Genomic DNA, 26,831 nt, shown 5'->3' with positions numbered 1-26,831 from the left:
GCTCAATGATGACTTTTTAGGGCACAGCGCCTCTATACCTTAAACGGAGTCTTGAGGCGCCCTGTTCCGAATACCGATAGAGGCGGCTGGTATTTCACCGCTTAGGTCATCAAGCCTGGCTCATCAAAACGTAGCTGCCGTTCCGCCCGCTCTTCACATCGATTCGCAGCGGCATCTGCTCCTTCAACTCAGAGACGTGGGAGATAATACCGATGGTGCGGCCGGTGGCCTGGAGTTCCACCAGCATATCGATGGCCAGTTGCAGGGAATCCTGGTCGAGGCTACCGAAGCCTTCGTCGATAAACAGTGTATCCAGCTGGATACCGCCGGAGCGCTGCTGCACCACTTCAGAGAGCGCCAGTGCCAATGACAACGAGGCCATGAACGACTCCCCCCCGGACAGGGTCGCCACCGGGCGCGCCTTGCCGCTGTAGGCGTCGTCGATGGCCAGGTCGAGACCTGCGGTAACATTGCGCTTCTGCTCGGTCTCGTTCTGGCGCACCAGGCGGTATTGCCCCTTGCTCATGGTATAGAGGCGCTGGCTGGCCACGCTGAGTACCGAGCCCAGCAGGTTGCCGAGCACGAAGCGCTCCAGGCTGACGCGTACTTCCCCTCTGCCTGAGGCTGCTTTCGCCATTTTGCCGACCACTTCGTACTGCTGCTTCACCGCTTGCTGCTGCTCCTCCAGTGAACGGATCTTCACCAAGGTTCGCTCAAACAGTGCTTTCTGCTGTTGGGCCTCGGCCCAGCTATGCTCGGCCTGCTGATAGGCGCTTTCCGCCACCTGATAGCGCTCTTGCAGCGTTTCAAGCTCCGGCGGCGGCTGATCTTTCAGCTGCTCTGCCATCAATGCCAGCTGCGCCTGCAGTGTCTTCACCGTTTCGTCGTACTGGACGATGCGGGCGCGCAACGTCTCGGCCGAGGCCTCGTCCATCAGGCTAGCTTCAAAGTCAGACAGGGATTCAAATTCACTCTCGGACAGAGCGTTCTGCCAGGCTTTGAGTTGCCCCGCCCGGTTGCCCTGTAGCTCATCGAGCTGTCGCGTCAGCGAATCCAGTGCCGAGTTTGCCGCCGTTAAACGGTTGGATGCTTCTGAATGGCGCTTCTGCGCCGCCTGATAGGCCTGCTCCAGTTTCTCGATAGCCAGCTGAGTATCGCGAATCGCCGTACTCAGCGCATTCAGGCTGCGATAGTTCTCCGGCAGTTCGTTTTCGGCGGAGATCAGGCGACTCTCGGACGCGGCTTTATCGCCAGACAGCTTCGGCAGCGTCCTGTTGAGTTCCGTTTGCTCAACCTGGAGGAGCTCACGCTTGGACTCCTCCGATTTGTGTATAGCTTTAAGCGAATCCAGTCTCTGTTCGCAGGCACCGATCTGATTGAGCTGTTGCTCGAGCCGCGCATACTCATCCTTCAACGCTTCTGCCGAAAAGAACAGATCGACTTCCAGCTCATTCCGGAGCTCCGCTATCAACTGCTGCTGGTTCTGCACGGCACTTTGCTGCTCAGCCACGCGCGTCTCGGCAGTGTGACGGTCGGTCAGACGAGCACTGGCGATGGCTCGGGCCTGTTCGACCGCATCCTGATCAACCTGCGCGGAATCGTCCGCAAACTGCGCGGGATTGGGGTGTTCCAGGCTGCCGCAAACCGGACAGGGATGGTCCAGTTCCAGCTTTCTTGCCAGTACGGCCGCCTGGTTGGCAAACCAGATCATCTCCAGACGATCCGCCTGGGTGCTGGCTTGTTGATGCGCCCTGTTCGCCTGATCCAGCGCCGCCTGAGCCTCGGTAACCGCCTGCTCACGCCTGGTTTGCTCAGCCAGAGCGCCATCGAGTTTGACGGCCAGCTCCCAACGGCGCCTGGCACTCAGCAACTGCTCGGTAAGCTCGGCCTTCTGGCCGACCTGCCCGGTGAGCGTTTCAATCTCGGCATTGCGCTCTTTCAACGACTCGTCGAACCTTGCAATACCCTGCTCGAGCTCGCTCATTCTGGCGGCGGCACTAGCCTGGGCTGCGTTTGCCTTACGCACCTCATCCCTCAGGGATTCATAGCCGGCCAGCACCTTTTGATAGCCAGTCAGGCGCACCTCTGTCGTTTTTAACCCATCACGCTGTTTGTAGCTCTCTTCTGTGGCTTTGAGATGTTCTGTGGCTGATACCGCTTCGGCTGAGGCCTGCTGGGCGGTAACTGCCGCTCGCTCGTGCTCTTCCTGTCGCTTCTGAATCTGCTGATCCAGTACCCGTAACGCCTTCCACTCCGGTGCTATGGCAGCCGCTTTTTCCGCGCGGCGAAGTTTGTCGCGCGCATTATCAACGGCGGGTTTACGCGACTGACGCTCAGCCAGCTCCTGCTGCTTGAGCCTTTGCTGTTCAAAGCTCTTTGTCAGCGTTTCAGCCGATTTCAGCTTCTGCTCTTGCACGCTCTTGAGGGTGTAAGCGTCGGACTTGACCTGATTCTTCGCCGCAACGGTTTCGCCCGCAGTGGCAATCGCCTCGATCAGCGCGTCCACATCCTCCAGATGCAGCTCCAGCAGCGCTTCGGTTTTGCTGTCTTCGAACTTCTTGTGCTGGCGCTCGATATCCCCTGCACGATCTTTCAGCAGCTGTTCGATGCGCTGGTAGATCTCGGTCTGGAACAGGGTCGACAGGATCGCCTGACGATCGTCGGACTTGGCCAGCAGCAACTCGCGGAATTTGCCCTGGGGCAGCACCATCACCTGACGGAACTGGTCCGCCGTCAGGCCAAGAATCTCTTTAATGCGAACATCGGCATCGGTTTTCTTTTTCGGTACCAGGGTCTCTTCGCTGCCGTCGTCGGCGATACGCAGCAGATGTGCGGTAGCTTTCTGCTCGGTCTCACCACCGCCACGTTTGGCCGGGCGCATCTGCGTTGGCACACGATGGATACGGTAGCGCTGGCCGCGGATGCTGAATTCAAGTTCGATCTCGGTCAGCGTCTCGGGCTCGGCGTAGTCGCAGCGGATACCCAGCTCCTTGCGCTCGGAATCGGTGGTTTCGCCATACAGCGCGTAGCAGACCGCGTGCAGAATGGAGGACTTACCGGCACCCGTGGGACCGTCGATCAGGAACAGCGGGTTGTTGCCGAGCCGGGCAAAATCGATCTGTTCCTTGCCGGCGAACGGGCCAAAGGCGGTCAATGTTAACTGGTGCAGTTTCATTCCTGTCCTTCCATGGCGGCCTGGGCTTCATTGATCACCTCCAGCAGCAGCTTGTTCTGCTCCTCGGTCAGCTCATCGCCCATCACCTGGGTGAAGAAGTCCTTGAACACCAGGTCTTCACTGCGTTTGGCACTGACATCAGCCACCAATTGGCTGCCGTGGGAGACGCTGAACTGAGTGCGCTCCAGCTCCAGCGTATTCGGATACACCTGGCGCAGCTGCGCCATGGGCTCAAGCAGATCCTGTTTGTCGGTCAGGCGAGCAAGAATGTAGTCATCGGCGTGAGGATCACTGCGCCCCTGCTCAACCAGCTCTGCAAGCGTCCCTTCGATCACGCGCATATCGCGTCGGGGGATCAGCGGCAGATGTTCCCAGGAGGTGCCCTGCTCGCCGATCTCCACCAGGGTCACGCCCTTGCGCTGTTTATGTTCAGAGAAGGAGTACTTCAGCAGCGAGCCGCTATAGCGGATATGCTCCGCCCCCTTGTATTGCGGCGCGTGCAGATGGCCCAGGGCCACGTAATCAAAGCTTTGAAGCGACTGATAGGAAACCCGGTCCGCGCCGCCAATGGAGAGACGACGCTCAGAGTCGCTCTCCTCGGCACCATCGATAAAACAGTGGCTGATCAATACGGCGGGAACATCGGCGCTGCGCGCCTGCGCTGCCAGCTCGGCCAGATGGGTATGCGCCTCGTCGTAGGTTTTCACCTCCACGTCGAACGCTTCCCTCACCTCCACCGGATCGTGGTATGGAATACCGAAAAACTGGATCGCGCCGGTTTGTGTCTGCACCTCGACCGGTGTGGCGACCTTGCGGATATCGCCAAGGATATGCACACCCGCGCCGGACATGAACTGGGCGCCAAAACGCAGCCGTTTCGCGCTGTCATGGTTACCGGAGATCATAATCACCGGAATGGAAAGCTCTTCAGTGAAACGCGCAAGAAAGGCATTCAGTGCATCCACGGCATCCGCCGGTGGCACGGAACGGTCATAGATATCGCCGGCAACCACCAGGGCATCGACCTGATGTTCCGCCGCATAGCGATGGATCTGCTTTAATACATGCAACTGGTCATCGAGAAGCGAAATATTCTGGAATAAACGGCCAATATGCCAATCAGAGGTGTGAAGAAACTTAGCCATATACCTTCCTTGCGGGTACAACCTGTTCGATCAAAATCAGAACGCCGATATCAGGGAAGTGAAGTGTACAGTTTTTCAGACTGGATGCCGGCGACTTCTCTCTTAAACATCACCTTCATCAGTGCGATGCGGGCGATCACGGCGCACTGGACTGCACTGAAACTACGTTGTTAAAAGCTATGGCAGATTCAGACCACAAAATTACCGTGTTTTATGATGGCGCCTGCCCACGCTGCATTCGAGATCGGCAGAGCTATGAGAGACTCGATCCCGATGCGGCCAAAGATGTGCAGTGGTTCGATATCACCGGTCGTGACCCGGAGCTCGTCGCGCTGGGTATCGACCCGCGCAAAGCGCTGACCGAGCTGCACATCTGTTCCGCCGATGGTCGCATCCTCTCTGAGCTCGATGCCTATCAGGTGTTGATGGCCCGCATTCCCCGCTACCGTTTACTCGGCTGGCTTATGGGTTTGCCCTTGATAAGGCCGCTGGCCAGCCATATTTACCGCTGGTCGGTAACCCGGCGCCTTCGGCGGCAGGGGCGTCTTTGAACAGAGCCAGCACTACGTCATTGATATGCCTGGCTGCCTTATCGAGCACTTGGGAATATCGATCACCGCCCCCTGTCCTTTCAGCCACAGACCTCTTTGCCACTGCAGCGATCAGATAGTGCTGTCACAATATTTCTCAAGAAGCTATTAACCAGGCTTTATTGCTCCGGGCTTTGGCATACGGCTCTGCCGCCCGCTACACGCGATGGAGTTGCAGCTTCGAGGCGGTACGGTAATCCGTGCCACAAGGGAAATAACTGAACAGGTATCCGCACCGTTATCGGGTACCTACACGCCAGGTCTACTCCGAAGATAGCCCTCATCAAGCAGTTGTACGCAAACTGCCCTCCACGCAAAAAAGACTGCGTAGCGCAAGGTCTACCTCTGAGCCAAAGCCGTCGATGCCGTGTGGACAAAACACCTCGTTTCTCTGTAATTTCATACAGTATATTGAGTGCAGATTGGTCTAGTTGCTCGTTTTCAACCTGAATGTGCTCATTTTTAAGCGGTAGCTCCCGAAAAACTGGCGCTAGATCAAGGGATTAAGGAACGGCCGCTGGGTGATACTACGCACAGCGCTTCATACAAACGTGTATGCTCGTTTTTCACGGAGGAGAAAAGACTGTGATATTGAAAGATAGATATATTTCAGACACTTATGCTGAATCATTCTTTCGACCCGCTGAGCAAAAACACGCATGCTCAGTATCAAAATCTTAGCCGTATAAAAAGAACATGCCAGATAACTTAGATTTCATCGTTTTTGCAATTGAGCAGGCCAAAGAAGCAGAGAATTATGGCTTCACTAGGAATGAATGCTGTCGGAATTTAAAAACAGCCCTTCATCAATACTGGCAAAATAAAACTATGAGACTGCATGGCCAGTTTCAGAAGAAAAATATACCCCGTTCAAAAGCTGCAGTCGGAATGGAGTTAATTAACTGTGATGTAGAGCATGTCGTGCCGCAAATGGAAATTGTAAATATGCTCATGGATATGAATCCATTATCAAAACAAGAAGTTGAGAGTGTTCTAAAAAACTACTTCAGAGTTTTATTAGTTACAAAGGAAGAGCACCAAAGGCTAAATGCTTCAGGTCTAAGATCAAAAATGCCTTCAAACTGGGATAGAAAAGATGTATGGGCACGTTACAATGCAGTTGGAATCGAAGTAGAAAACGGCTAACAAGGCGCTCGTGCGGGACGCTTGCTTCGCTGCGCGCCCCACAGCTTAATCGTTATAAATCGAAGGGAATATCGTGCAAGTAACCGCTAATCTACATGACTGTAAGCACTGCTCTGGTAAAGGAACGTGTGCCAATGGAAAGGATGGAGCCTCCTGTCTGGCATGCGCTAAGAGGAATGAACTCTGGTTCTGGCAGCTCAGAAATCAACATGGCCTAATGTGTGGTTCCTGCGGCGGTATAGGCAAAGCCGAACCAATGACAGAACGGCTTAATAAGCGAGCAGCTCCTGTTCTAGCTCTTCTGCTCACGTTTGGAATATTGGCATTAATCGCTTTTGCTACTCTTACAAAGAGTCCCTACTCTTCGGAGGTTTTGGCATTTGGTGGTGCCATCATTGGTTCTGTCGCAGGCTATTATTTCTCAAGGGCAAGAAGTGATTCATAACAAGGCACAGCAGTCGCTCCCGTTGGTCGCTGGGACCGTCAAAACGCTGCGCTTTTTTGCCGACCTCTGTGTGCGGCGCTATCACTCAAAAGGAGAATTCATGAGCTTTGAAGCAATGACAGATAAAGAAATCCTCGACATAGCAAATCCAATCATGGATAACCTGATGGATGCTTCTACTCGCATTGATCATAAAGCACATACGCGAGACTTTACTGATCGAATGAAGGCAATCGTTACCGAGGAACACCTTCAGAAAGTTTGTGAACAATATCAAAAAGAAAAAGGGTTCTTTTCAGCGAGAACGCCAGTTGCGGTTTTCAAGCGCCCCGATTCTGCGGCCATTATATGGAAACAATCCTTCACAAAAGCAAAAGGTGAGTTTGTAGCGGAAATGGTCTTAGTTCAGCAAAACGGTGAGTATCGCTGTGACCATGTAATGGTTTTCTAAAAGTGCTAACAATTCATTCAAGCCGACACCGCTTCTTGGCTCGTCTTAATTCAGGCGTTAATGACCACTCCCGCTAACGTCCTCTTCGAACCAACTCCTGATAAGCCGGCAGATTTGGGCCAGACCAATCTGCCAGATGGCACCTTCACCTACGGGCCTCTCCCTTCGCAATTCGCAAAAACGCTTGCCCTTGGGCTATAGAATTGTCTGGGAATGCAGGGTCGATTCTCGAATGGCTTTGCGTACCGGCTGGGCAAGGAGCGGCGTAGATTCGTTACAATAGTGGGTCTACCTATAACGCAGGTTTTGCTGAATGAAATCCTGGGATATCTTTTGTCACGTAGTCGATAACTACGGTGATATCGGTGTGACTTGGCGCCTGGCGCGACAACTCACGATCGAATTCAATCAGCGTATACGCCTGTTCGTGGATGACCTTGGGGCTTTCAAGCATCTATGCCCTGACGTTGACCCTGCGCGTGAATCGCAAGAAGTGATGGGTGTGGAGATAGTCCTCTGGCACCCGAATCTACAGATCGCGCCAGCCGACATAGTGATAGAGGCCTTTGCCTGCACGTTGCCTGAAGCCGTTATAGCCGCAATGGCAGAACGAACACCTCCTTCGCTCTGGATCAATCTTGAATATCTGAGCGCTGAAGACTGGGTGGAGAGCTGCCACCTCTTATCATCGCCACAACTATGCGGCCCTGAAAAATATTTCTTCTTTCCCGGCTTCGGCGAAAACACAGGCGGTTTGCTCAGAGAAAACAATCTACTGAATTGTCGACAGCAGTTTGGCACCCATGAAAAAAGCAGGTTTCTGCGCAAGCTGGGAGTAAGCCACGCTGAAGATAGCATGCTGATTTCAGTTTTTACCTATGAAAACCCGCAAATCACCACATGGTTGGATGCCCTGCTGCAAAGCGGGCGCAGTTATCATTTGTTGGTGCCGCCCGGGCGCATAGAAAATGACATCAAGCGCTGGCTGAAAGTCGACAGTTTCGTTACCGGTGAATGCTATGTTCAGGGACAGGTCAGGATTCAAGCCATACCTTTTTTGTCACAACAGGAATATGACTTTCTACTTTGGTGCTGCGATCTGAACCTCGTGCGTGGAGAAGACTCTTTCGTACGTGCCCAGTGGGCCGGAAAGCCCTTTTTATGGCACATCTATCAGCAGGACGAATACATTCACCTGGATAAGCTCACCGCATTCCTGCGCCTTTACCTGCAAGGCCTGGATCGGGATGCGGCAGACGCGGTGGAGAGGTTATGGATGGACTGGAACCGGCAAAAACCATTACAGCTGAGCTGGGATCTGTGGCGGCAACAGACAGCAAAGCTGGAGCAACATGCTGAAAACTGGTGCAGTGAACTGGCGGGCAAGAAAAGTCTTGCGGAAACACTGGTTCTATTTGCGGAAAACTGGTAAAAAGCCGGCGAAATCCCCTCTCTTCTTTTGTTGAGAACCATCTTGAAAACAGCACAAGACATTAAAGTAAACAACGTCGTACTTATTGGTGGTGAACCTTGGATTGTTCAGAAAGCTGAATACACCAAGTCTGGTCGCAACAGCGCCATCATGAAAATGAAGTTGAAGAACCTACTGAGCGGCTCGACCACCGAAACCGTTTACAAGTTCGACGACAAGATGGAACAAGTCATCCTCGACCAGATCGAAGTAACGTACTCCTACAAGTCTGATGACTTGTATGTTTTCGTCGACGAAGAGTACAACCAGTACGAGCTGAGCGCTGATGACATCGAAAGCGTATTGCCTTACATCGTTGATGGCATGAGCGATGTTTGCAATGCGGTATTCTTCCAGGGCAAAGTGATCTCGGTCGACCTGCCGACCACCATTGTCCGTCAGATCGATTACACCGAAGCATCTGCTCGCGGTGACACCAGCGGTAAAGTCATGAAGCCGGCCAATCTCAGCAATGGCACCGCTGTAAAAGTGGCTGATTTCTGTGAAGTCGGTGACTGGATCGAAATTGACACTCGTACCGGCGAATACAAGTCACGAGCCAAAGCCCCTGCCTGATAGCTTGTGACCCGCTAAAGGTCGCCCCAAGCTTCTAGCTATCAGACAAATTCAGGCCCCGCCGGTTACCCTTCCGGCGGGGCCTGTCACGTTATGCCCTTCCGATCATCGACCTGCGTTTCAGTCGCCCACTGGCAATTTCGCCAATCGCCTACCTGTATCTCAGCGTCGAGTTGATGCTCTTCGCTCGCACCGGCACTCAACCAGCTTTGCTGAGCGCCAGGAAGTTCTCGATACCGGCGATCTGGTCTTCGGCGTGATGGTTCACGTAAAGAACTGTCGTGTTTTTCGCTTCACAGATCTTCTCGATCAGCGCCAGCACCAGCTGACGGTTCATATCATCCAGACCCAGGCAGGGTTCGTCGAGGATCAACAACGGCGGGTGTTTGACCATGGCGCGGGCGATCAGCAGCAGGCGCTGGTCACCGTAGGAGAGTTTGTTGAACGGCTGATCAGCGCGATCGCTCATACCCAGCAGCGCCAGCCACTGATCGGCGATCTCCTTCTGCTTGTCGGTGGACTTGGTGTACATGCCGATGCTGTCGTAGAAGCCAGAGATGATCACGTTCTTGCAGCTGGTGCTGACGCGGTACTCCCACTGCAGCGCGGTGGAGACGTAACCGATGAACTGCTTGATCTGCCAGATACTCTCGCCGTTACCGCGCTGAAAGCCGAAGACAAAGATATCGTTCACGTAGCACTGCGGGTGGTCACCGGTGATCAGTGACAGCAGGCAGGTTTTGCCGCTGCCGTTGGGGCCACTCAGCTGCCAGTGCTGGCCGCGTTCGATGGTCCAGTCGAGGCCATCGATGATGACATCGTCACCATACTTAACGCGGATATTTTTCAGCTTCACCAGCGGCTGCGCCGGATCGAGATCCGGCAGTTTGCTGGCGGGGTCCGCTTCCGGCACATCCAGGTCCGTGGTTTTCAGGTGCAGCAGCTGATACAGCTCGTTGAAGGCGGTTTCATCCTGACGATCGACAGTGTGGCTCAGCCGGCCCTTGTCGACATAGGCCACATGGGTGATGAATGCAGGCATCTCGTCAAAGCGGTTCAGTACCAGAATCATCGGCACGTCATCGACGATGGCGGCGAGATGTTCCTGCAGCATCACCAGGGTATTGGCATCGAGGCCATCGAACGGCTCATCCAGGATCAACAGATCCGGTTTGCTGGAGAGCGCGCGGATCAGCATCATTTTGCGGGTTTCACCGGTGGAGAGCTTGCGGAAGGCTCGATCCAGCAACCCGGTGAGGCCGAATTTTTCGACCAGTTCGCTGGCCAGATCAGGATCGGCGCAGTCGTTAAAAATCATTTCGCGGACAGGCGTGCCCTCGGCAATAACGTCCATGATATCGGCGTCATCTTTTTTAAGTTCCTGGGCGATCAGCTCGGCCTGGGCCTCAAAGGAGACCAGCCCAACCTTGCCCGGAACACCGGACAGCGTGCCGCTTTCTATCTCTCCCGCACCGGCCAGTACGGCGCCCAATGCGGATTTGCCGGCGCCGTTGGTGCCGGTAATCACCCAATGCTGATCGGATGTGATGCTCCAGTCGATCTCGCTCAGTTTAAAGCGATCATCAAAGTTCACTGTTAAATTTTGCAGGCAGATAGAAGCAGTCATCGTTACGAATCCAGGCAAAAGGTATTAAGAATTTACAGACAAAAAAGCCGGACTTCCTGTAAGGAGGCCCGGCTTTTTCTGTTTAACGGGCTAGAAGCCGATTAAACGATTTTCTTCATGTCAGCCATGTGGCCGCGCAGTACGGAACCAACGGCTTCAACCGGGTGGCTACGCAGAGCAGCGTTGACTTCGATCAGGCGAGCGTTGTCGACGCCGTTGTCTTCTACGCTCAGGCCTTTGCCGATAACGTCAGACTTGATGCCTTTCATGAAGTCGCCCAGCAGCGGTACGCACGCGTGGTTGTACAGGTAGCAACCGTACTCTGCAGTATCAGAGATGGTAGCGTTCATTTCGTACAGTTTCTTACGCGCGATGGTGTTGGCGATCAGCGGAGTTTCGTGCAGAGACTCGTAGTAAGCAGACTCAGCGATGATGCCGGCAGCGGTCATGGTTTCGAACGCCAGCTCAACGCCCGCTTTAACCATGGCAACCATGAGGATGCCGTTGTCGAAGTATTCCTGCTCGGATATTTCTACATCGCCAGCCGGAGTCTTTTCGAAGTTGGTTTCAGCGGTGTCAGCGCGCCACTGCAGCAGGTTTTTGTCGTCGTTAGCCCAGTCTTCCATCATAACGCGGGAGAAGGTGCCGTCGATGATGTCGTCCTGGTGCTTGTTGTACAGCGGACGCATGATCTGCTTCAGCTCTTCAGCCAGGTCGAATGCCTTGATCTTGGCCGGGTTAGACAGACGGTCCAGCATGTTGGTCACGCCGCCGTATTTCAGCGCTTCGGTGATGGTTTCCCAACCGTACTGAATCAGCTTGGAAGCATAGCCAGCGTCGATGCCCTCTTCGATCATTTTGTCGAAGCACAGGATAGAACCGGTCTGCAGCATACCGCACAGGATAGTCTGCTCGCCCATCAGGTCAGACTTCACTTCAGCGATGAAGGAAGACATCAGAACGCCAGCCTTGTGACCGCCGGTACCGACAGCGTAAGCCTTGGCCAGAGCCAGACCTTCGCCTTTCGGGTCGTTGTCTTCGTGAACAGCGATCAGGGTCGGAACACCGAAACCACGCACGTATTCAGCGCGGACTTCAGAACCCGGGCACTTCGGAGCAACCATGATAACGGTCAGGTCGTCACGGATTTTCATGCCTTCTTCAACGATGTTGAAACCGTGAGAGTAAGACAGGCAAGCGCCCTCTTTCATCAGCGGCATAACAGCGTTAACAACAGAGGTGTGCTGCTTATCAGGAGTCAGGTTCAGGACTACGTCTGCAGTCGGGATCAGCTCTTCGTAGGTACCAACGGTGAAACCGTTTTCGGTAGCGTTTTTCCAGGACTGACGCTTCTGCTCGATGGCTTCCGGACGCAGCGCGTAAGATACATCCAGACCGCTGTCACGCAGGTTCAGACCCTGGTTCAGACCCTGGGCGCCACAACCGATAACGACCATCTTTTTGCCTTTCAGCGCTTCAACGCCGTCAGCGAATTCAGAAAGGGCCATGAAACGGCATTTGCCGAGCTGTTCCAGCTGCTCGCGAAGCGGCAGTGTATTGAAGTAGTTAGCCATGTGACTTGTATCCTGATTTACATGATTAAAGCATCGCCGGCCGGGGCTGCCGATGCTCAAAATTTGCACCCTGTGGGCAGGTGGTATTAACGCCTGCCCCGGATAAGTGACGCCACTCTATAGAAAATAGATCCTTGCGTAAATTGACATATCTGCAATGATACGTCCCTTATTCTGCAATACTCAGTTATCCTTCATTTTATGAATATCCGAGCCCTGCAACACTTCCTCGCATTGGCCGAAACACTGCACTTCGGCCGTGCCGCCGACGAGTGCAATATCAGCATCTCTGCCCTGTCACGTAACATCCGACAGCTTGAAGAAGCCGTGGGTGCACCTTTATTCAAACGCGATAATCGCACCGTTGTGCTGACCCAGGAGGGTAAGCAGTTTCTCAAGTATGCCCGCGAGTCCTGCCATCAATGGGACATGATCCGCTACGAGCTGGCCGATAACTCCGACCAGCTGCGCGGCGAGATCAGCCTGTATGGCTCGGTGACCGCCAGCTACAGCTTTCTGTTTGACCTGTTGAGCCGCTTCCGTATCGCCCACCCCGGTATCGAGATCAAGCTGCGCACCGGCGACCCGGAGCACGCCATCGCACATATTCTAGACGGTAGCGAAGACATTACGATTGCAGCACGCCCTTCCAAACTTCCAAGAGGCATCGCCTTCAAGCCGATCGCTATTTCACCACTGCTGTTTATTGCGCCGGTGGAGCAGCAGGTACCCAACGTACCGACCAATCCGCCGCTGGACCCAAAAGAGTGGGCGGATATCCCGATGATCCTGTCGGAAGGTGGTGTTTCCCGGTACCGCGTCGATGACTGGTTTGCGCAGCATGGCATCAAGCCAAAGATCTACGCCCAGGTCACCGGTAACGAGGCGATAGTCAGCATGGTGAGCCTCGGCTTTGGCATCGGCGTGGTGCCCAAGATCGTGCTGGATAACAGCCCGCTGGCAAACAGAATCCACGTACTCGATGTAACGCCGGAACTGGAACCCTACGATATCGGGCTGTTCACGCTGAAAAAGAACCTGGCAAACCCGCTGGTCGAGGCGTTCTGGAACCTGATAGACGCGCGAGAGCAAAGAGAGATGCAGCACTGAATCGAAGCTGTCAAAAGCTCGATCAGTCGTGTCTTCTAACCGGGTCTTCGGCGACGTACCACAGCAATCACCCGGCCACGCAGCGCAGACAGGGGCTGGCAACCCATCGCTTCTCGCGTGCTGCTTAACGGGGAGTCACCGCTTAACCAGACGACTCCCTCCTCCACGGCATCCAGCCGCTTGATGATAAGGCCAAATGCCGGGTGCTGAACCAGCACCCTTTGCCCGGGCCGGTAAAGAGAGGCCGGCCAGTTTAAAGCCGCTGCAAAATCGCCGGGCATCATACCCGGCGACATGCTTAATCCACTGACCCTGACGATTCTGATCATCAGGCCTCAGGGGTAAGCTGCGGGTAGACAGTAATCTCTTCCGGCAGGTACGGGCATTTAGCGCGAAAAGTGGCGACACCCTTGGTCTCCCAGAAGATCTCGGCGAACTGGTTGACCAGCTCCAGCAGCTTCACGGCATCATCGCGGTTGATCTCCTGCTTGGCTTTGGACGCGGCAAGCATGATGTTATGAGTCAACTCGTGAATCTGCGGGAACTTCTCGATCTGCGGCTGTTTGAAGTAGTCACCCCAGATGACGCGAATCTCCTCTTTTACGATTAGGCCGTGCGCCTCCTTCTCTTTTGCCAGGCGGCTGACCTTGGCCATGGTATTGACGTCTGCCGGTGCTGACTTCAGCTCTTCGAGCAGGTCGACCAGACGAATCACCGTCAGCGCAGCGATCTGAGCCGTAGCGGGATCGTAGATCTTGCAGGGGATATCGCAATGGGCCGACGCCTCTTCAAAGCCGACCAGGGTATCCATTTTCGCAAGCAGGTTATGCAGCATTTTCTCTGTCCTTATTTTCCGGTGGGATCCGTGTATTTGGTTATTTCGGTGTTTGGCGACTTGCGCCAGCGAACGGCCTCCGGGGCGTATCCCGAAGCCGGTTTTAGTGGAGTCCTTTCTTTAGATGTTCGGCGATTGGGCCGGGGCGGGAATGCAGCGAGAGCAGATCGGTACTGGAAAGCGCTGAGGCTTTTGAGGCCTGAGTGAGCTGCGGATGGGTCTGGCATAACAGGCAACGCTCCTGCCGGAGAAACGCAGCGCCACGCAGGCAGGCTTCAAGCCCCGTATCCATAAGCACCGCCGTAGCATCATCCAGAAAGCGCTCGGCACTGTCGAAGCAGGCGTTGCAGGCTGACCACTCCTCCAGCGCCACGAAGCTCTCGGCCAGATTAATCTCACAGACCATCACCGCCGCGACCGCAGGATCCGGTTGCTGAACGGCCAGCTGTTCGAACTCAGCCAACGCCAACTCCCTGGCTTTGCAATGGTGGGCGATCGCCTGGCGGTATTGATTATCCCGAAATGCCTGCTGGCCCAGCCGAGCCGCCTCTTTCCAGTTCATCCCTGTAACCCTCTCGCTAGTGAGCCGTTATCCACCCAACCTGGTTCACCGCCTCGTTGCCGGCGAGATCCACTGAAATGGACCAACCAATTACGTAACAGTAATGATAATACATATCAGTTAGGTTATTATCAAAACGAATTACCGCATCGGGGCAGGTAACGCTGCCAGCTAATAAGACGACAGCTGGTAAGACAACAGGTACTGATGGTCGAAGCCTAGACGGTCGAGAACCGGACGGACAGCCGTTCGTTGGAAATGCCTCAGGCGGAAGCTACTGCGCAGGATTAACCGGGGTAGCTAACAAAAGAAAGGTTAACAAAAGAAATGGAATCTGGGTTTAAGAGTGTTGTCTATCTATTTGATTAAGAATTGGAAATCGTCTTTATCACTCGTACGTTCACGATGCATCTCACCAGACTCGCCTGACCGTAAAGCAGACCTTATGCAGGGCTCGCCCGCCCGTGGTTGAAGCTTCAACAGCCACGGGCGGATGCACAGAAAACCCGGTGGTTCCACCCTGCTCAGTGCTCGTGCGACTCGCCTTCGGTGTCCCCTTTCGGTGCCTGGGGCACAATCTGCAGCGAGCCGTGGCGCACCGAACGTTCGGCGATCACGTGGTCGGCGAAGTGCTGCACTTCGGAGGTCGGGCCTTTGAGAATACCGATCTCCAGGCAGTTATCGTGATCCAGATGCACATGCATGCTGGCAATGGTGAGATCGTGGTGGCTATGGAAAGTGCTGGTCAGACGGCGCGCCAGGTCTCTGGCAGCGTGGTCGTACACATAGCTGAGTACACCGAAGCAGTTCGACTGATTGCCTGTTTCACGCTTAGCCTGCCCGAGCCCTGCCCTGGCCAGATCACGGATCGCTTCAGAACGGTTCTGGTAACCGCGCTCCTCGATCAGATGATCGAGCTCTTCCATAAGGTCATCATCCAAAGTGACCGTCACACGTTGCATATCTTCTTCCTGCTTGAGTATGATGTTTTGCCTTATACATCATACCCTTTGGTTTTATTGTCTCGGAACCGCCCGCGGGTACCAGCCAAATCAACGGACGATTCGCCATCATAAGGAGCTGTCACATGGCAATGCCCCCCTTGCGCGCATTCGCGCTTGCCACCCTTTCTGTTTCAATGGCAGCACCACTGACATTCAGCGCTGCGATCGCATCAGATAAGGCACCCAGCGAACTGGTGCTGGCCATCGGTGGCGAACCCAAGGAGGGTTTCGATCCTTTGCTGGGATGGGGACAGTACGGCCATCCGCTGTTTCAGTCTACGCTACTGACCCGTGACGCGAAACTTGAGAGCCAGCCAGATCTCGCGACCGAGTGGACACTGTCAGATGATCGTCTCACCTGGACCATCACGCTGCGCCACGATGCGGTTTTCTCCGACGGTACACCGCTGACAGCGCACGATGTGGCGTTTACCTTTAATCAAGCGGCCAGTGCCGGTGGCGCCCTCGACCTGAGCGCGTTTGAATCCGCTGAAGCCGTTGATGATTTCAGCCTGGTGATCCACCTTAAAAAGCCCTGGATCACCTTTACCGAGAACTTCTATTCACTGGGCATCGTACCCGCTGCCGAATATGGCCAGGATTATGGCCGTCATCCTATTGGTTCCGGCCCGTTCAAGCTGATCTCCTGGACCGAAGGCGAACAGTTAATCGTGGAACGCAACACCGAGTATTACGGCAAACAGCCGGAGTTCTCTAAGATCACCTTCCTGTTTACCGGTGAAGACACCAGCCTCGCGGCGGCCCGCGCCGGTCAGGTGGATATGGCTGCGGTACCGCCAGCCCTGGCCGATGCAGCGCCGAGCGGCTTCAAACAGGTGGTCGTTGAGTCCGTCGATAATCGCGGCATCACCTTCCCTATTCTCGCCGATGAGGGCAAAACCGACGCGGAGGGAAACAAGCTCGGTAACGCGGTCACCTCTGACCGGGCGATACGCCGCGCCATCAACCTGGGCGTGGATCGGGATCTGCTGGTCCAGGTCGCACTCTTCGGTCACGGTACGCCCGCTTCAGGCCCCGCCGACGGCCTGCCCTGGTCCAACCCGAAAGCAGCGGTCGAATACGATCTGGATGCCGCCAACGCGCTACTCGATCAGGCCGGCTGGCTGCGTGGCGAAGATGGTGTGCGTGAAAAAGAGGGTGTCCGCGCCGCCTTCCCGATTAACTATCTCGCTTCAGACTCCACCCGCAAGGCGCTGGCGATTACCCTGGCGGAGCAACTGAAAGCACTCGGAATAGAAGCAATCGCCATCGGTAAAAGCTGGGAGAGCCTGGGTCAGATCTTCCATTCCGAGCCGGTGGTCTTCGGCTGGGGCAGCCACACGCCGCTGGAGGTTTACAGCCTCTATCAGTCCGATTGGGCGGGTGCCGGTTATTACAATGTGGGTTACTTTTCCGATGCTGCGGTGGACGCCCATTTCGCTGCGGCCCAGGCGGCGCCCACCCTGGAAGCCTCCTATCCCGACTGGCAGGCAGCGGAATGGGACGGTACCACCGGATATGGCGCCAAAGGCGAAGCGGGCTGGGCCTGGCTGGTCAATCTGGAGCACATCTATTACGTCAACGAGTGCCTCGACCTGGGCGAAACCCAGATTGAACCTCACGGCCACGGCTGGCCAATCACCTCGTTGATCCAGAACTGGACCTGGACCTGCGAGTAACTGCCGGTGACCTCTTCCCTTCGTTATATGTTAACCCGACTGCTGCGGCTTGTGCTTGTATTGGCCGCGGTAGCGGTTGTGGCGTTCTCGCTGGCCAAGCTGTCGCCGATCGATCCGGTGGATGCCTATCTTGGCCCGGATGTCGCCCGGGTCGGACCTGAACAGCGCGCACTGATCGCCGAGAAATGGGGGCTTAACCAGCCGCCCATCGAACAGTTCAGCCACTGGGCTCGCAACCTGCTCAGCGGCGACCTGGGTTTCTCCATGACCTATAACGCACCAGTGGCGGAGGTGCTGGCCAGCCGTGTACTCGCATCGCTGCCGCTGATGGGCCTGGCCTGGCTGCTCTCCGGACTGCTCGGCTTTGTGCTGGGCATACTGGCAGGCGCTTATTCCGGTTCGCTGCTGGACCGCGTTATTCGTGTTTACTCCTTTGTGCTCGCTTCCACGCCCACCTTCTGGCTGGCGATCCTCCTGCTGGTGATGTTTTCCGTCTCGCTGCAGTGGACTCCGGTCTGCTGCGCGGCGCCACCTGGCATGCTGGCCGACGAAGTCAGCCTCTGGCAACGGCTGCATCATCTGCTTCTGCCGCTGGCGACACTGACACTGCTTGGTGTGGCGCAGATCGCTCTGCACACCCGGGCGAAAATGGTGGAGATCATGCAGTCGGACTATGCACTCTACGCCCGGGCACAGGGCGCATCGCGTTTGGATATTGCCCTGCGCCACGGCGCCCGTAACGCGGCGCTGCCGGCACTGACCGTGCTTTTTGCGTCGATTGGCGAGCTGTTCGGCGGATCGGTACTGGCCGAGCAAGTGTTCGCCTACCCAGGCCTTGGCCGCGCAACGGTGGAAGCCGGTATTCGGGGTGATATCCCACTGCTGCTTGCCATCACCCTGTTCATGACGCTGCTGGTATCCAGCGGCAACATGATAGCCGACCTGCTTTACCGGCTTGTCGATCCCCGTATGCGCCAGGCCGAAACCCTGGAGTGGTCGCAGCCATGAATCATGCCGTCGCTCCTCAAGCCATGAATAGCCTCGTTATCCGCAGCAATAACCGCATCAGTACCCTGATGCTCACGGCCTTGGGACTGGGCGGTATTCTGCTGGTGGCTCTGGGATCTGTCCTGATCGGCGACAGGGGTATCACCATGGACTTTTCCGCCCGGATGCTGGCGCCCAGCTGGCAGCACTGGTTCGGCACCGACCAGTTTGGCCACGATATGCTGGCGCGCACGCTGCACGGCCTGAGTCTGAGCCTGAATGTGGGGCTGATCACCGCCGCACTCTCAACAGCGATAGCGGTTGTGCTGGCGATGCTGGCGGCAACTGGCGGGCGCTGGGCTGACGCGGTGGTCTCCTTTCTGATCGACACCACCCTCGGGCTGCCGCATCTGATGCTGCTGATCCTGATCGCCTTCGCTCTGGGCGGCGGTACCACTGCCGTCATTATCGCTGTCACCCTGACCCACTGGCCGCGCCTGACCCGTATCCTGCGGGCCGAGATTCTGCAGGTACGCAGCGCTGAGTATGTGCAGGCCTCACGCCAGTTTGGTAAATCCTGGTGGTATATCGGCCGGCACCATCTGCTGCCCCATCTGCTGCCGCAGACACTGGTGGGATTCACGCTTTTGTTCCCACACGCCATCCTGCATGAAGCGGCGCTGACCTTTCTTGGCTTTGGCCTGGAACCCGGCAAACCCGCCATCGGCACCCTGCTGGCCGATTCCATGCGCTACCTGATGGCCGGCAACTGGTGGCTTGGATTGTTTCCCGGCCTGGGACTGCTGCTACTCGTGCTCAGTTTTGACGCCATCGGCAACGGCACCCGTAAACTCACCGATCCGAGGTTAAGTGAAGTATGAGCCTGCTGACCTTTGAAAATTTCTCCCTCGGCTTTCAACGTTACGACAGCCCGCTTAAGCGCAGCATCAAGCCGGTACTGGACGATATTTCACTCAGTATCGCCCCCGGTGAGATCGTCGCCATGATCGGCGCCTCCGGTGCCGGCAAGAGCCTGCTCGCACACGCGGTGTTCGGCATACTGCCGCCGAATATTGCGCTGAATGGTCGCATCAGTTTTGCCGGCGAAGCACTCAGCGCCAGCAGTCAGGAACGTCACCGCGGCAGAAGTATCTCGCTGGTGCCGCAATCGATCAGTTCACTGGACCCGCTGGCCCGCTGCGGTCAGCAACTGAAATGGGCGGCGCGGCGCGCGGGTCTCAAGGCAAACGCACAAACCCTCGGCGCAACACTGGCAAGATACGGCTTGGGCAAAGAGGTATTAAGGTTTTATCCGCACCAGCTATCCGGCGGCATGGCGCGACGGCTGATGCTGGCCATCGCCACCATCGGCGAGCCTGAGCTGGTGGTCGCAGACGAACCCACCAGCGGTCTGGATGCAGAAACCGCCACTATCGTATTGCAGGAACTGAGAGCACTGGCGGATAAAGGCAAGGCGGTGCTGCTGATCACGCACAACCTGGCGGAAAGCCTGCCTTTCGCAGACCAGGTGGCGATACTCAGCAACGGCCGATTGGTCAGCCTTGAAGCGACCTCCGCGTTTATCGAAAACGGCGACAGGCTTAACTCCGCGTATGCGCAAAATCTCTGGCGCTCGCTACCGCAGCGTGATTTCAATCTAAACCCGGCGCTTCAGATCCCGGAACCCATCCTGGAGCCTGTTCAGGAGCCCGCCTATGCTTGAGGCGAAGAACCTGAGTTTTGGCTATCCGCGCCAGCCCGCCATTGTCGATGGGGTCAGCCTGACCCTGAGGCCTGGTGAGATTACCGGCCTTACCGGCCCCTCGGGCTGCGGAAAATCTACCCTCGGCCGTCTGCTGGCGGGCGTATTGAAGCCCCAGAGCGGCTCTATTCAGCTGGCCGAGCCCAGAGGCGGCGTAAACCCGGTTCAATACCTGCATCAGTCGCCGATCTTCGCCGTGAACCCGCGCTGGCGCATCGGCAGGATCATCGAAGAAGCCTGGGCTCCGGACGAGGCCACCCGTGAGGCGCTTGGGGTATCAAGGGATTGGTATAACCGCTTTCCCCATGAGATATCCGGCGGCGAGCTACAGCGTGTGGCGATCCTGCGAGCGCTGGCACCCGAGGTTCGCTACCTGATCGCAGACGAGATCACCGCCATGCTGGATCCCATCACCCAGGCCGATATCTGGTCCTTCCTGATGCAGCGCAGCCGTGAGGGCCTGTCGATTCTGGCGATCAGTCACGACCGTCACCTGCTGCAGCGGATCGCGTCCAACGAGATATCGCTATAACCGTCCAACTCGTACCCACTTAGTTCATACCCAAGCAGTTAGTAACCACACCAAATTAACAATTTTAATATTAGGTAGCACTTCACTGAATTTCATTCATGGTGCAATGAAACATTTGCGCCTACAAACGATTCATCTTCCGTTACCATTGCGTTTTTTGAACGGACGCAAGAGGTACCCATCATGGCCAAGCCATTCCCTGCACACGCTGATATCGTCGGCAGCTACCTTCGCCCCAGCTACCTGCATCAGGCCCGCCGCGACTTCGCCTCCGGCGCTATAGACAAGGCAGCACTAACCGCCATCGAAGACCGCGCTATCACCGAACTGGTCGAAAACCAGAAGGCCGCCGGGCTCAAGGTGATCACCGATGGTGAGTTCCGCCGTGCGTTCTGGCACATCGACTTCCTGGAAAACCTGAACGGCGTTGAAGGTTACGTGCCGGAAGCGGGCTACAACCAGCAGTTCAAGGGCAAGGCAGCGCCCTCTTACAACATCCGCGTTAACGGCAAGATCAGCTTTAACGCTGAGCACCCGTTCCTGAACCACTTCGCGTTTCTGCAAAAGCTGGCGGAAAACGGTGATGGTTCCGTGGCTAAAGCAACGATCCCGAGCCCGACCATGATCCTGCGCCAGGAGATGCTGGCCAACGATGGTTCCTCCAGTCTGCAGGCGATCTACCCGTCACTGGACGAATTCTACGCCGACCTGGCCGCCACCTACCGCGACGCGGTCAAAGCGTTCTACGCCGCCGGCTGCCGCTACCTGCAGTTTGACGACACCAACTGGGCGTTCCTGGCCGATGCCACCAAGCAGCAGGAGATCAAGGACAAGGGCCTGGATCCGCAGGAGATCGCCACCATCTGCGCTCGCATCATCAACGAATGCCTGGCAGAGAAGCCGGCCGATATGGTGATCACCACCCATATCTGCCGCGGTAACCACGCCTCTTCCTGGCTCTTCTCCGGCGGCTACGAGCCGGTGGCCGAACAGCTGTTCTCCACCGCCTACGACGGTTTCTTCCTGGAGTACGACAACGACCGCTCCGGCGACTTTGCCCCGCTGCGCCACTGGTCCAACAACGGCAGCAAGGTCGTTCTCGGCCTGGTGACCTCCAAGTTCGCCGAACTGGAAGATGCCGCAGTGCTCAAGGCGCGCATTGAGGAAGCCACCCAGTACATCCCGCTGGAAAACCTCTGCCTGAGCCCACAGTGCGGCTTCGCTTCCACCGAAGAAGGCAACAAGGTCAGCGAAGAAGCTCAGTGGGACAAGATCAAACTGATCTGCGCTATTGCTGAAGAGGTTTGGGGTTAAACGCCTACAATGCCGCAAGGATGAATAACTTGGTTGACAGGCCCAGCGCCTGTCACTAGTGTTAACGGCAACACGGCCCCGATCGGCTGCTTCTGCTTGCGGAAGTAGCTGCTGAGGGGTTTTTTAATGCCCTCCGATCACCACTCCCAGTCGTTCCAGCCTTTTATTACTCCCATTGCCTCAAGTGTTAGCGCCGGATCACTGCTGTTTAGCGGAAAGCTTATCAAGTGCGCAGTTAACCTTTGCCACCAGGTTGATGCCGGATTAACCGTCTGCAACAGAAACTGCACGATACATAACAGCAGAAAAGGCCTTGCCTGGATATGCGGACTTTCCCATCCAACGGCAAAGTACAAAGCTTCCTCTGCTCCTGGCTTTTTCGGCTGGTCAACGATGTTTCGGTTCCATAACCGGCTGTGATGGGCGCACACATTTCTCAGGTAATTAAGACTACGCAGCCAAGAGGCAAACACACCGCCGTTGCTAATACCATAACGTTGGGAAATCTGATCTTGATCACCCGGCTTAAGCCCGTCAAACAGCTTCGACATACAGCCGAAATCCCATACTTCACAGGCCACCCAAATTGCGATCGGGAATCCGTAGCGCTCCTTGTTGTGTTTGATAAAGTCTTCTCTCGAACGCTGTATAAGCCGGGCATGGTTGGCAAGCCAGGCGTGGTGATGGCTTAACCCCGTTTTAGGGTCGATAAAGCGGGTAAACGTCTGATCCAGATGCTCTGGATTAAGATAGGCGAACGGGTCTCTAGCCCCCAGCGTGTGCGAAATATCGACACGCAAAGCAATCTCGATGCGCTCCAGCGCATCCATTACCAATAACCTTAGCCGTTTATCGAACACATACAGATCAACCGCATCCTGAAAACTCAGGCCCGACTTAAACTTGTCTAGAGGAAAACACTGAACACGCTTTTCAAGTTTGCTGGGCTTGCCAGGCTTTTCGGGATAACGACAAGCCTTTCCCGTACGCTCACGAAACGGAAACCAATACCCACTCAAACGATAATATCCAACACGCTGGAGGTACTGCAGCGCTTTGGCGTGATCCGTCACACTCAAGCCATTCTGCTCAAGCTTTGCCAACTGCTCCTCAATACTGAGCCAAGGTTTTCCATAACCCATGGGACACTTCCTTGATCATTTTTTCGTCAGTCTATATGAGAAATAAACTGATGTCCGACCGTGACAGGAAAGCAACACCTGGCCTCTGGATCAAACTCCCACTTCCCCCTAAGCTGTGCGTCTGACTGAAGTACCTGCTCTAAGGATTCCCGTATGAAGGTGGCCGTCCGGTCCCTGTGTGAATTTGCCGCGCGCTCCGGTGGTCTGGAGTACCGATATACGCCTTCGCCCACCGCTGATGAGGGGATCCGCGGACACAAGACGCTGCAAAAACGTCGCGGTGCGGATTACGAACCTGAGTACCTGCTTGAAGGGGAATGCGAAGGGATTCAGCTGCGCGGTCGCGCCGACGGCTATCAGGCCGGAGAGCCCTCGCCGCTGCTGGAGGAAATCAAAACCCACCGTGGCGACCTGTCCCGCGTTGGCGAGGGCCAGCAGGCGCTGCACTGGGCACAGCTGAAGGTCTACGGCGCCCTGCTCTGTCAGCGTGATGATCTGCCTGCAGTTCGGCTGCGGCTGGTTTACTACGATGTGGCCAAAGACCTGGAAACGCCACTGGATGAGTGCTGGAGCGCCGCCGATCTAAACGGCTTCCTCAATGATCTTTGCCTTCGCTACCGAGCCTGGCATCAGCAGGAGGAGGAACATCGCCACAGCCGTGATCAGGCGCTGCTTTCGCTTAAGTTCCCGTATCCGGATTTCAGGCCGAACCAGCGCCAGCTCAGTGAAACCGTTTACAAAGGCGTCTGCACGTCCCGCACCCTGCTGATGGAAGCGCCCACCGGTATCGGTAAAACCCTGGGTGTGGTGTTTCCCTCCCTGGCCGCCATGCCCCGGCGGGACCTGGACCGGCTGTTCCTGCTCACCGCCCGCACCACCGGGCGCCAGCTGATTCTCGATAGCCTGAAGCTGCTTAACCGAGACACCTCCCTGCCGCTGCGCATCCTGGAACTGACCGCCCGGGACAAAGCCTGCGAGCATCCCGACAAAGCCTGTCATGGCGAGTCCTGTCCTTTGGCGGATGGTTTTTTTGATCGACTCCCGGCAGCCCGCCAGGCCGCCACAGAACTGCGCTGGCTGGATCGCGATGCGGTGCAGCGTCTCGCAGCGGAGCATCGCATCTGCCCCTATTACCTGGCGCAGGAGATGGCTCGCTGGTGTGATGTCGTAGTCGGCGATGTAAACCACTATTTCGACCAGCAGGCGTTACTGCATGGTCTTAGCCGCCAGAACGAATGGCGGGTGGTGCCTCTGATCGACGAGGCGCACAACCTGATCGACCGGGCCCGCTCCATGTACTCGGCGGATCTCAGCCAGTGGCTGTTCAAGGAAGCCGCCCGCAATGCGCCAGAGGCGCTGACCAAAAGCTTTCGTGGCGTGCAGCGCGCCTGGCGCAAGCTGGTGGATGCCCATATCGATACGGAATCGCTACCAAGCCTGGAGCCCCGGCGCCTGCAGTTGACCGAAGTACCTACTGAACTGAACGGCAGCCTGCTGCGTCTTGTAGGTGACCTCACCGAGTATATGACCGATAACCCGGTCGATCCGGAGCTGCAGCGGGTGCTGTTCGATACCATCGCGTTTATGAAGCTGGCGGAGCAGTTTGGCGATCACTCCCTGTGTACGCTAACCGTCACCGCTGGAAAGGCGCAGGGAAAACGACGCCGCCTCTCTGCGTCTCTGGCACTGGAGAACCTGATTCCGGCGGACTTTCTCAAAGAGCGCTTCGCGCTGGCACACTCATCGGTGCTGTTTTCCGCCACGCTGAATCCGGGGCGCTATTACCAGGACCTGCTGGGACTGCCGGATACGAGCCTTTGGCAGACGGTGGCCAGTCCGTTTTCCTCCTCACAGATCGATCTGCACACGCTGGATATCAGCACCCGCTTTCGTGATCGCGCCGCGTCCGTGGCGCCCATCTGCGCGGATATCCAGACACAGTACCGTGCCGAACCCGGCAACTACCTGGTCTACCTAAGCAGCTTCGCCTACCTGGAACAGATCAGCGCACGCTTTACGCAGCAAAACCCGGATATTCCTGTGGCGGTTCAGCATGCCGGCATGAGCGAAGAGGAGCGACTGGCTTTTATCGAACGTTTCAGAAGCGAACGCGGCCTGGTGGGCTTTGCGGTCCTTGGTGGCGCCTTTTCCGAAGGGATAGACCTGCCGGGCGATGCGCTGGTGGGTGTCTTTGTTGCGACCCTCGGGCTGCCGCCCAATAACGAATTTCAGGAGCAGCTATCGAAACAGATGCAGCTCCGCTTTGGCCAGGGATATGCTTACACCTATCTCTATCCGGGGATACGCAAGGTGATTCAGGCCGCGGGCCGTCTGATCCGTACACCCGAAGATCGCGGCGTTATCCACCTGATCGATGACCGCTTCCGTAAGCCTGATATATGGGCACTGCTGCCGACCTGGTGGTTTAAGAACTGAACGGCCGCTATAACCTGATTACTGGCGGATCTTCTGTTTCTTTACCCAGCTGATATGGCGCAGGACCTCGGGATCAGCAAGCAGCTTTTCCAGGCTGTTCAGCTCCTGCCCCAGTGTCATCTCGTCATGGAATTTGTGCACCGCCCTGTGACAGGGGTAACAAAGCCAGATGCCCTGCTGCAGCTCCTCCGTGCTGTACTGTTTTTTGAAGCGCGGACGCCTGTGTACCTTGCGCGGAATCAGGTGATGAAAGGTTAACGGCGCCTCGCGCTGACAAAGCTCGCAATGCTTGATCTCGGGACTCTTTCGCATCGCCTCTAATTACTCCTCGCCCCGTTCTAAAGGCCCAGATGCAACCCCGCTCTCACGCAACGCATCGAGAAACAACTTGAACGCAGCGGAGTGCTGACGCCGGCTCGGATAATAGAGATGAAAACCCGGAAAATAGGGGCACCACTCTTCCAGCACCGGTAACAGTTGGCCGCTACTCAGCGCCTCTTTCATCGTATCGTTGGGCAGGCAGCAGAGGCCGCCGCCATTGATCGCCGACTGGATAATCAGGTTCGCCACGTTACTGGTGAACTGCCCTTCGACCCGCACATTAAACTCGCGCCCATCCTCTGCGAATTCCCAGGCATAGAGCCCGCCGGAGGTCGGCATACGCAGATTGATGCAGTTATGGTCGGTCAGGTCATGCGGGGTTTGCGGTCGCCCCATCCTCGCCAGATAATCCGGCGAGCCGGCCACAACCATTTTGAGATCGGGCCCGATAGGCACCGCGACCATATCTTTCTCGACATGCTCGCCAAGACGCACACCGGCATCAAACCCCTCAGCCACCAGATCAACCATCCGAGCCTCCACCGAGATCTCGATATTCAGCTCTGGATGTTCGCGCAGCAGACGGGTGCAGACAGGCAGCAGAATAAACTCCGCCGCTGTGCGGGTAGCCGTGATGCGCAGCGTTCCGGTGACCTTGTCACGATAGTCATTAAGCCGATCGAGCTGGGTTGCTATATCCGCGAACGCGGGCTCCAGGGTTGCCGCCAGCTTCTGCCCCGCCTCCGTGGGCGACACACTGCGTGTTGTACGGGTCAGCAGGCGGATATCGAGGCGCTCTTCAAGACGGCGCATGGTGTGGCTAACCGCGGATTGGGAGGTTCCCAGCTTGGCGGCGGCACGGGTGAAGCTACGCTCTTCGACCACCGCCAGAAAGGTGAGCAGATCGCCCACTTCATCCCTTTTCATTTATGAAATACCAGCATAAA

At 56.2% G+C, this 26,831-nt stretch carries 24 protein-coding genes; 13 read left to right on the top strand and 11 right to left on the bottom strand.

Annotation, left to right across the window (positions count from 1 at the left end; genetic code table 11):
• Positions 1-109: 109 nt before the first annotated feature.
• Together C4S72_RS03675 and C4S72_RS03670 are read right to left on the bottom strand one after the other, a co-directional pair.
• Entirely contained in the window at positions 110-3,175 is a 3,066-nt protein-coding gene (locus C4S72_RS03675) for an AAA family ATPase (protein WP_104001697.1), read from the bottom strand.
• Entirely contained in the window at positions 3,172-4,320 is a 1,149-nt protein-coding gene (locus C4S72_RS03670; RefSeq protein ID WP_104001696.1) for an exonuclease SbcCD subunit D, read from the bottom strand. The genes C4S72_RS03675 and C4S72_RS03670 overlap by 4 nt, the downstream gene beginning before the upstream one ends.
• Positions 4,321-4,499: 179 nt before the next feature.
• Here C4S72_RS03670 and C4S72_RS03665 point away from each other — a divergent pair, with 179 nt between their 5' ends.
• The 5 genes from C4S72_RS03665 (at position 4,500) to efp (ending at position 8,999) form a co-directional block, all read left to right on the top strand.
• On the top strand, positions 4,500-4,871 hold the full coding sequence (locus tag C4S72_RS03665) for a thiol-disulfide oxidoreductase DCC family protein (protein WP_104001695.1): 372 nt from the start codon (positions 4,500-4,502) through the stop codon (positions 4,869-4,871).
• A gap of 735 nt (positions 4,872-5,606) precedes the next feature.
• Positions 5,607-6,056, top strand: a complete 450-nt coding sequence (locus C4S72_RS03660) for a hypothetical protein (RefSeq protein ID WP_104001694.1) — start codon at positions 5,607-5,609, stop codon at positions 6,054-6,056.
• A gap of 395 nt (positions 6,057-6,451) precedes the next feature.
• Positions 6,452-6,952, top strand: coding sequence for a hypothetical protein (locus C4S72_RS03650; protein WP_235009036.1), 501 nt, complete (start codon positions 6,452-6,454; stop codon positions 6,950-6,952).
• Between the two features lie 313 nt (positions 6,953-7,265).
• The gene (earP, locus tag C4S72_RS03645) at positions 7,266-8,384 is read left to right on the top strand and encodes an elongation factor P maturation arginine rhamnosyltransferase EarP (RefSeq protein WP_104001691.1); all 1,119 of its coding nucleotides are present in this window, start codon (positions 7,266-7,268) and stop codon (positions 8,382-8,384) included.
• A gap of 27 nt (positions 8,385-8,411) precedes the next feature.
• The gene (efp, locus tag C4S72_RS03640; RefSeq protein WP_456085537.1) at positions 8,412-8,999 is read left to right on the top strand and encodes an elongation factor P; all 588 of its coding nucleotides are present in this window, start codon (positions 8,412-8,414) and stop codon (positions 8,997-8,999) included.
• A 199-nt stretch (positions 9,000-9,198) separates the two neighbouring features.
• Here the strand turns inward: efp and modF are convergent, their stop codons facing one another.
• Positions 9,199-10,626, bottom strand: coding sequence for a molybdate ABC transporter ATP-binding protein ModF (modF, locus tag C4S72_RS03635; RefSeq protein WP_104001689.1), 1,428 nt, complete (start codon positions 10,624-10,626; stop codon positions 9,199-9,201).
• Positions 10,627-10,727: 101 nt separating this feature from the next.
• A complete protein-coding gene (gene ilvC / locus C4S72_RS03630; RefSeq protein WP_104001688.1) occupies positions 10,728-12,200 on the bottom strand; it encodes a ketol-acid reductoisomerase in 1,473 nt (490 codons plus the stop codon).
• A gap of 201 nt (positions 12,201-12,401) precedes the next feature.
• Here ilvC and ilvY point away from each other — a divergent pair, with 201 nt between their 5' ends.
• Positions 12,402-13,310, top strand: a complete 909-nt coding sequence (gene ilvY, locus C4S72_RS03625) for an HTH-type transcriptional activator IlvY (RefSeq protein ID WP_104001687.1) — start codon at positions 12,402-12,404, stop codon at positions 13,308-13,310.
• A gap of 35 nt (positions 13,311-13,345) precedes the next feature.
• Here ilvY and C4S72_RS03620 read toward each other — a convergent pair whose 3' ends face one another.
• The 4 genes from C4S72_RS03620 to nikR form a co-directional block, all read right to left on the bottom strand.
• A complete protein-coding gene (locus C4S72_RS03620) occupies positions 13,346-13,639 on the bottom strand; it encodes a S24/S26 family peptidase (RefSeq protein WP_104001686.1) in 294 nt (97 codons plus the stop codon).
• Positions 13,639-14,145: a superoxide dismutase, Ni gene (gene sodN, locus C4S72_RS03615; RefSeq protein WP_104001685.1), complete on the bottom strand. Its 507-nt coding sequence runs from the start codon at positions 14,143-14,145 to the stop codon at positions 13,639-13,641. Before sodN ends, C4S72_RS03620 begins: the two co-directional genes overlap by 1 nt.
• A gap of 103 nt (positions 14,146-14,248) precedes the next feature.
• A complete protein-coding gene (locus tag C4S72_RS03610) occupies positions 14,249-14,707 on the bottom strand; it encodes a hypothetical protein (RefSeq protein ID WP_104001684.1) in 459 nt (152 codons plus the stop codon).
• Between the two features lie 524 nt (positions 14,708-15,231).
• Positions 15,232-15,669, bottom strand: coding sequence for a nickel-responsive transcriptional regulator NikR (gene nikR, locus C4S72_RS03605; protein WP_104001683.1), 438 nt, complete (start codon positions 15,667-15,669; stop codon positions 15,232-15,234).
• Positions 15,670-15,794: 125 nt separating this feature from the next.
• Here nikR and C4S72_RS03600 point away from each other — a divergent pair, with 125 nt between their 5' ends.
• From C4S72_RS03600 to C4S72_RS03575, 6 genes are all read left to right on the top strand, one after another.
• The gene (locus C4S72_RS03600) at positions 15,795-17,390 is read left to right on the top strand and encodes an ABC transporter substrate-binding protein (RefSeq protein ID WP_235009035.1); all 1,596 of its coding nucleotides are present in this window, start codon (positions 15,795-15,797) and stop codon (positions 17,388-17,390) included.
• A gap of 27 nt (positions 17,391-17,417) precedes the next feature.
• Positions 17,418-18,398 carry an ABC transporter permease gene (locus tag C4S72_RS03595; protein WP_104001682.1) on the top strand — a complete coding sequence of 327 codons (981 nt, stop codon included), beginning with the start codon at positions 17,418-17,420 and terminating at the stop codon, positions 18,396-18,398.
• Entirely contained in the window at positions 18,395-19,258 is an 864-nt protein-coding gene (locus C4S72_RS03590; protein WP_104001681.1) for an ABC transporter permease, read from the top strand. Before C4S72_RS03595 ends, C4S72_RS03590 begins: the two co-directional genes overlap by 4 nt.
• Positions 19,255-20,100, top strand: a complete 846-nt coding sequence (locus C4S72_RS03585; protein WP_104001680.1) for an ATP-binding cassette domain-containing protein — start codon at positions 19,255-19,257, stop codon at positions 20,098-20,100. Before C4S72_RS03590 ends, C4S72_RS03585 begins: the two co-directional genes overlap by 4 nt.
• Positions 20,093-20,671 carry an ABC transporter ATP-binding protein gene (locus C4S72_RS03580; RefSeq protein WP_104001679.1) on the top strand — a complete coding sequence of 193 codons (579 nt, stop codon included), beginning with the start codon at positions 20,093-20,095 and terminating at the stop codon, positions 20,669-20,671. Before C4S72_RS03585 ends, C4S72_RS03580 begins: the two co-directional genes overlap by 8 nt.
• A gap of 183 nt (positions 20,672-20,854) precedes the next feature.
• The gene (locus C4S72_RS03575) at positions 20,855-21,985 is read left to right on the top strand and encodes a 5-methyltetrahydropteroyltriglutamate--homocysteine S-methyltransferase (RefSeq protein ID WP_104001678.1); all 1,131 of its coding nucleotides are present in this window, start codon (positions 20,855-20,857) and stop codon (positions 21,983-21,985) included.
• Positions 21,986-22,122: 137 nt separating this feature from the next.
• On the opposite strand, the gene C4S72_RS03570 is transcribed toward C4S72_RS03575, so the two are convergent.
• Entirely contained in the window at positions 22,123-23,127 is a 1,005-nt protein-coding gene (locus C4S72_RS03570; protein ID WP_104001677.1) for an Abi family protein, read from the bottom strand.
• A 153-nt stretch (positions 23,128-23,280) separates the two neighbouring features.
• Between C4S72_RS03570 and C4S72_RS03565 the strand changes: the two genes are divergently transcribed.
• Positions 23,281-25,563, top strand: a complete 2,283-nt coding sequence (locus tag C4S72_RS03565) for an ATP-dependent DNA helicase (protein WP_104001676.1) — start codon at positions 23,281-23,283, stop codon at positions 25,561-25,563.
• Positions 25,564-25,581: 18 nt separating this feature from the next.
• On the opposite strand, the gene C4S72_RS03560 is transcribed toward C4S72_RS03565, so the two are convergent.
• Both C4S72_RS03560 and C4S72_RS03555 read right to left on the bottom strand, forming a co-directional pair.
• On the bottom strand, positions 25,582-25,875 hold the full coding sequence (locus tag C4S72_RS03560; protein WP_104001675.1) for an HNH endonuclease: 294 nt from the start codon (positions 25,873-25,875) through the stop codon (positions 25,582-25,584).
• A 9-nt stretch (positions 25,876-25,884) separates the two neighbouring features.
• The gene (locus C4S72_RS03555) at positions 25,885-26,811 is read right to left on the bottom strand and encodes a LysR family transcriptional regulator (protein WP_104001674.1); all 927 of its coding nucleotides are present in this window, start codon (positions 26,809-26,811) and stop codon (positions 25,885-25,887) included.
• Positions 26,812-26,831 lie beyond the last annotated feature (20 nt).

The organism is Marinobacterium lutimaris, assembly GCF_900108065.1.
GTDB classification, from domain to species: Bacteria; Pseudomonadota; Gammaproteobacteria; order Pseudomonadales; family Balneatricaceae; genus Marinobacterium_D; species Marinobacterium_D lutimaris.
Note: the sequence above shows the minus strand (reverse complement) of the source record. Positions and strands in the feature narration are given on the sequence as shown.

What these genes read in the sequence shown, in the direction of transcription:
- C4S72_RS03675 (WP_104001697.1), bottom strand. Translation starts at nt 3,175, where the DNA reads ATGAAACTGCACCAGTTAACATTGACCGCCTTTGGCCCGTTCGCCGGC.
- C4S72_RS03670 (WP_104001696.1), bottom strand. Translation starts at nt 4,320, where the DNA reads ATGGCTAAGTTTCTTCACACCTCTGATTGGCATATTGGCCGTTTATTC.
- C4S72_RS03665 (WP_104001695.1), top strand. Translation starts at nt 4,500, where the DNA reads ATGGCAGATTCAGACCACAAAATTACCGTGTTTTATGATGGCGCCTGC.
- C4S72_RS03660 (WP_104001694.1), top strand. Translation starts at nt 5,607, where the DNA reads ATGCCAGATAACTTAGATTTCATCGTTTTTGCAATTGAGCAGGCCAAA.
- earP (WP_104001691.1), top strand. Translation starts at nt 7,266, where the DNA reads ATGAAATCCTGGGATATCTTTTGTCACGTAGTCGATAACTACGGTGAT.
- modF (WP_104001689.1), bottom strand. Translation starts at nt 10,626, where the DNA reads ATGACTGCTTCTATCTGCCTGCAAAATTTAACAGTGAACTTTGATGAT.
- ilvC (WP_104001688.1), bottom strand. Translation starts at nt 12,200, where the DNA reads ATGGCTAACTACTTCAATACACTGCCGCTTCGCGAGCAGCTGGAACAG.
- ilvY (WP_104001687.1), top strand. Translation starts at nt 12,402, where the DNA reads ATGAATATCCGAGCCCTGCAACACTTCCTCGCATTGGCCGAAACACTG.
- C4S72_RS03620 (WP_104001686.1), bottom strand. Translation starts at nt 13,639, where the DNA reads ATGATCAGAATCGTCAGGGTCAGTGGATTAAGCATGTCGCCGGGTATG.
- sodN (WP_104001685.1), bottom strand. Translation starts at nt 14,145, where the DNA reads ATGCTGCATAACCTGCTTGCGAAAATGGATACCCTGGTCGGCTTTGAA.
- C4S72_RS03610 (WP_104001684.1), bottom strand. Translation starts at nt 14,707, where the DNA reads ATGAACTGGAAAGAGGCGGCTCGGCTGGGCCAGCAGGCATTTCGGGAT.
- nikR (WP_104001683.1), bottom strand. Translation starts at nt 15,669, where the DNA reads ATGCAACGTGTGACGGTCACTTTGGATGATGACCTTATGGAAGAGCTC.
- C4S72_RS03600 (WP_235009035.1), top strand. Translation starts at nt 15,795, where the DNA reads ATGGCAATGCCCCCCTTGCGCGCATTCGCGCTTGCCACCCTTTCTGTT.
- C4S72_RS03595 (WP_104001682.1), top strand. Translation starts at nt 17,418, where the DNA reads ATGTTAACCCGACTGCTGCGGCTTGTGCTTGTATTGGCCGCGGTAGCG.
- C4S72_RS03590 (WP_104001681.1), top strand. Translation starts at nt 18,395, where the DNA reads ATGAATCATGCCGTCGCTCCTCAAGCCATGAATAGCCTCGTTATCCGC.
- C4S72_RS03585 (WP_104001680.1), top strand. Translation starts at nt 19,255, where the DNA reads ATGAGCCTGCTGACCTTTGAAAATTTCTCCCTCGGCTTTCAACGTTAC.
- C4S72_RS03580 (WP_104001679.1), top strand. Translation starts at nt 20,093, where the DNA reads ATGCTTGAGGCGAAGAACCTGAGTTTTGGCTATCCGCGCCAGCCCGCC.
- C4S72_RS03575 (WP_104001678.1), top strand. Translation starts at nt 20,855, where the DNA reads ATGGCCAAGCCATTCCCTGCACACGCTGATATCGTCGGCAGCTACCTT.
- C4S72_RS03570 (WP_104001677.1), bottom strand. Translation starts at nt 23,127, where the DNA reads ATGGGTTATGGAAAACCTTGGCTCAGTATTGAGGAGCAGTTGGCAAAG.
- C4S72_RS03565 (WP_104001676.1), top strand. Translation starts at nt 23,281, where the DNA reads ATGAAGGTGGCCGTCCGGTCCCTGTGTGAATTTGCCGCGCGCTCCGGT.
- C4S72_RS03560 (WP_104001675.1), bottom strand. Translation starts at nt 25,875, where the DNA reads ATGCGAAAGAGTCCCGAGATCAAGCATTGCGAGCTTTGTCAGCGCGAG.
- C4S72_RS03555 (WP_104001674.1), bottom strand. Translation starts at nt 26,811, where the DNA reads ATGAAAAGGGATGAAGTGGGCGATCTGCTCACCTTTCTGGCGGTGGTC.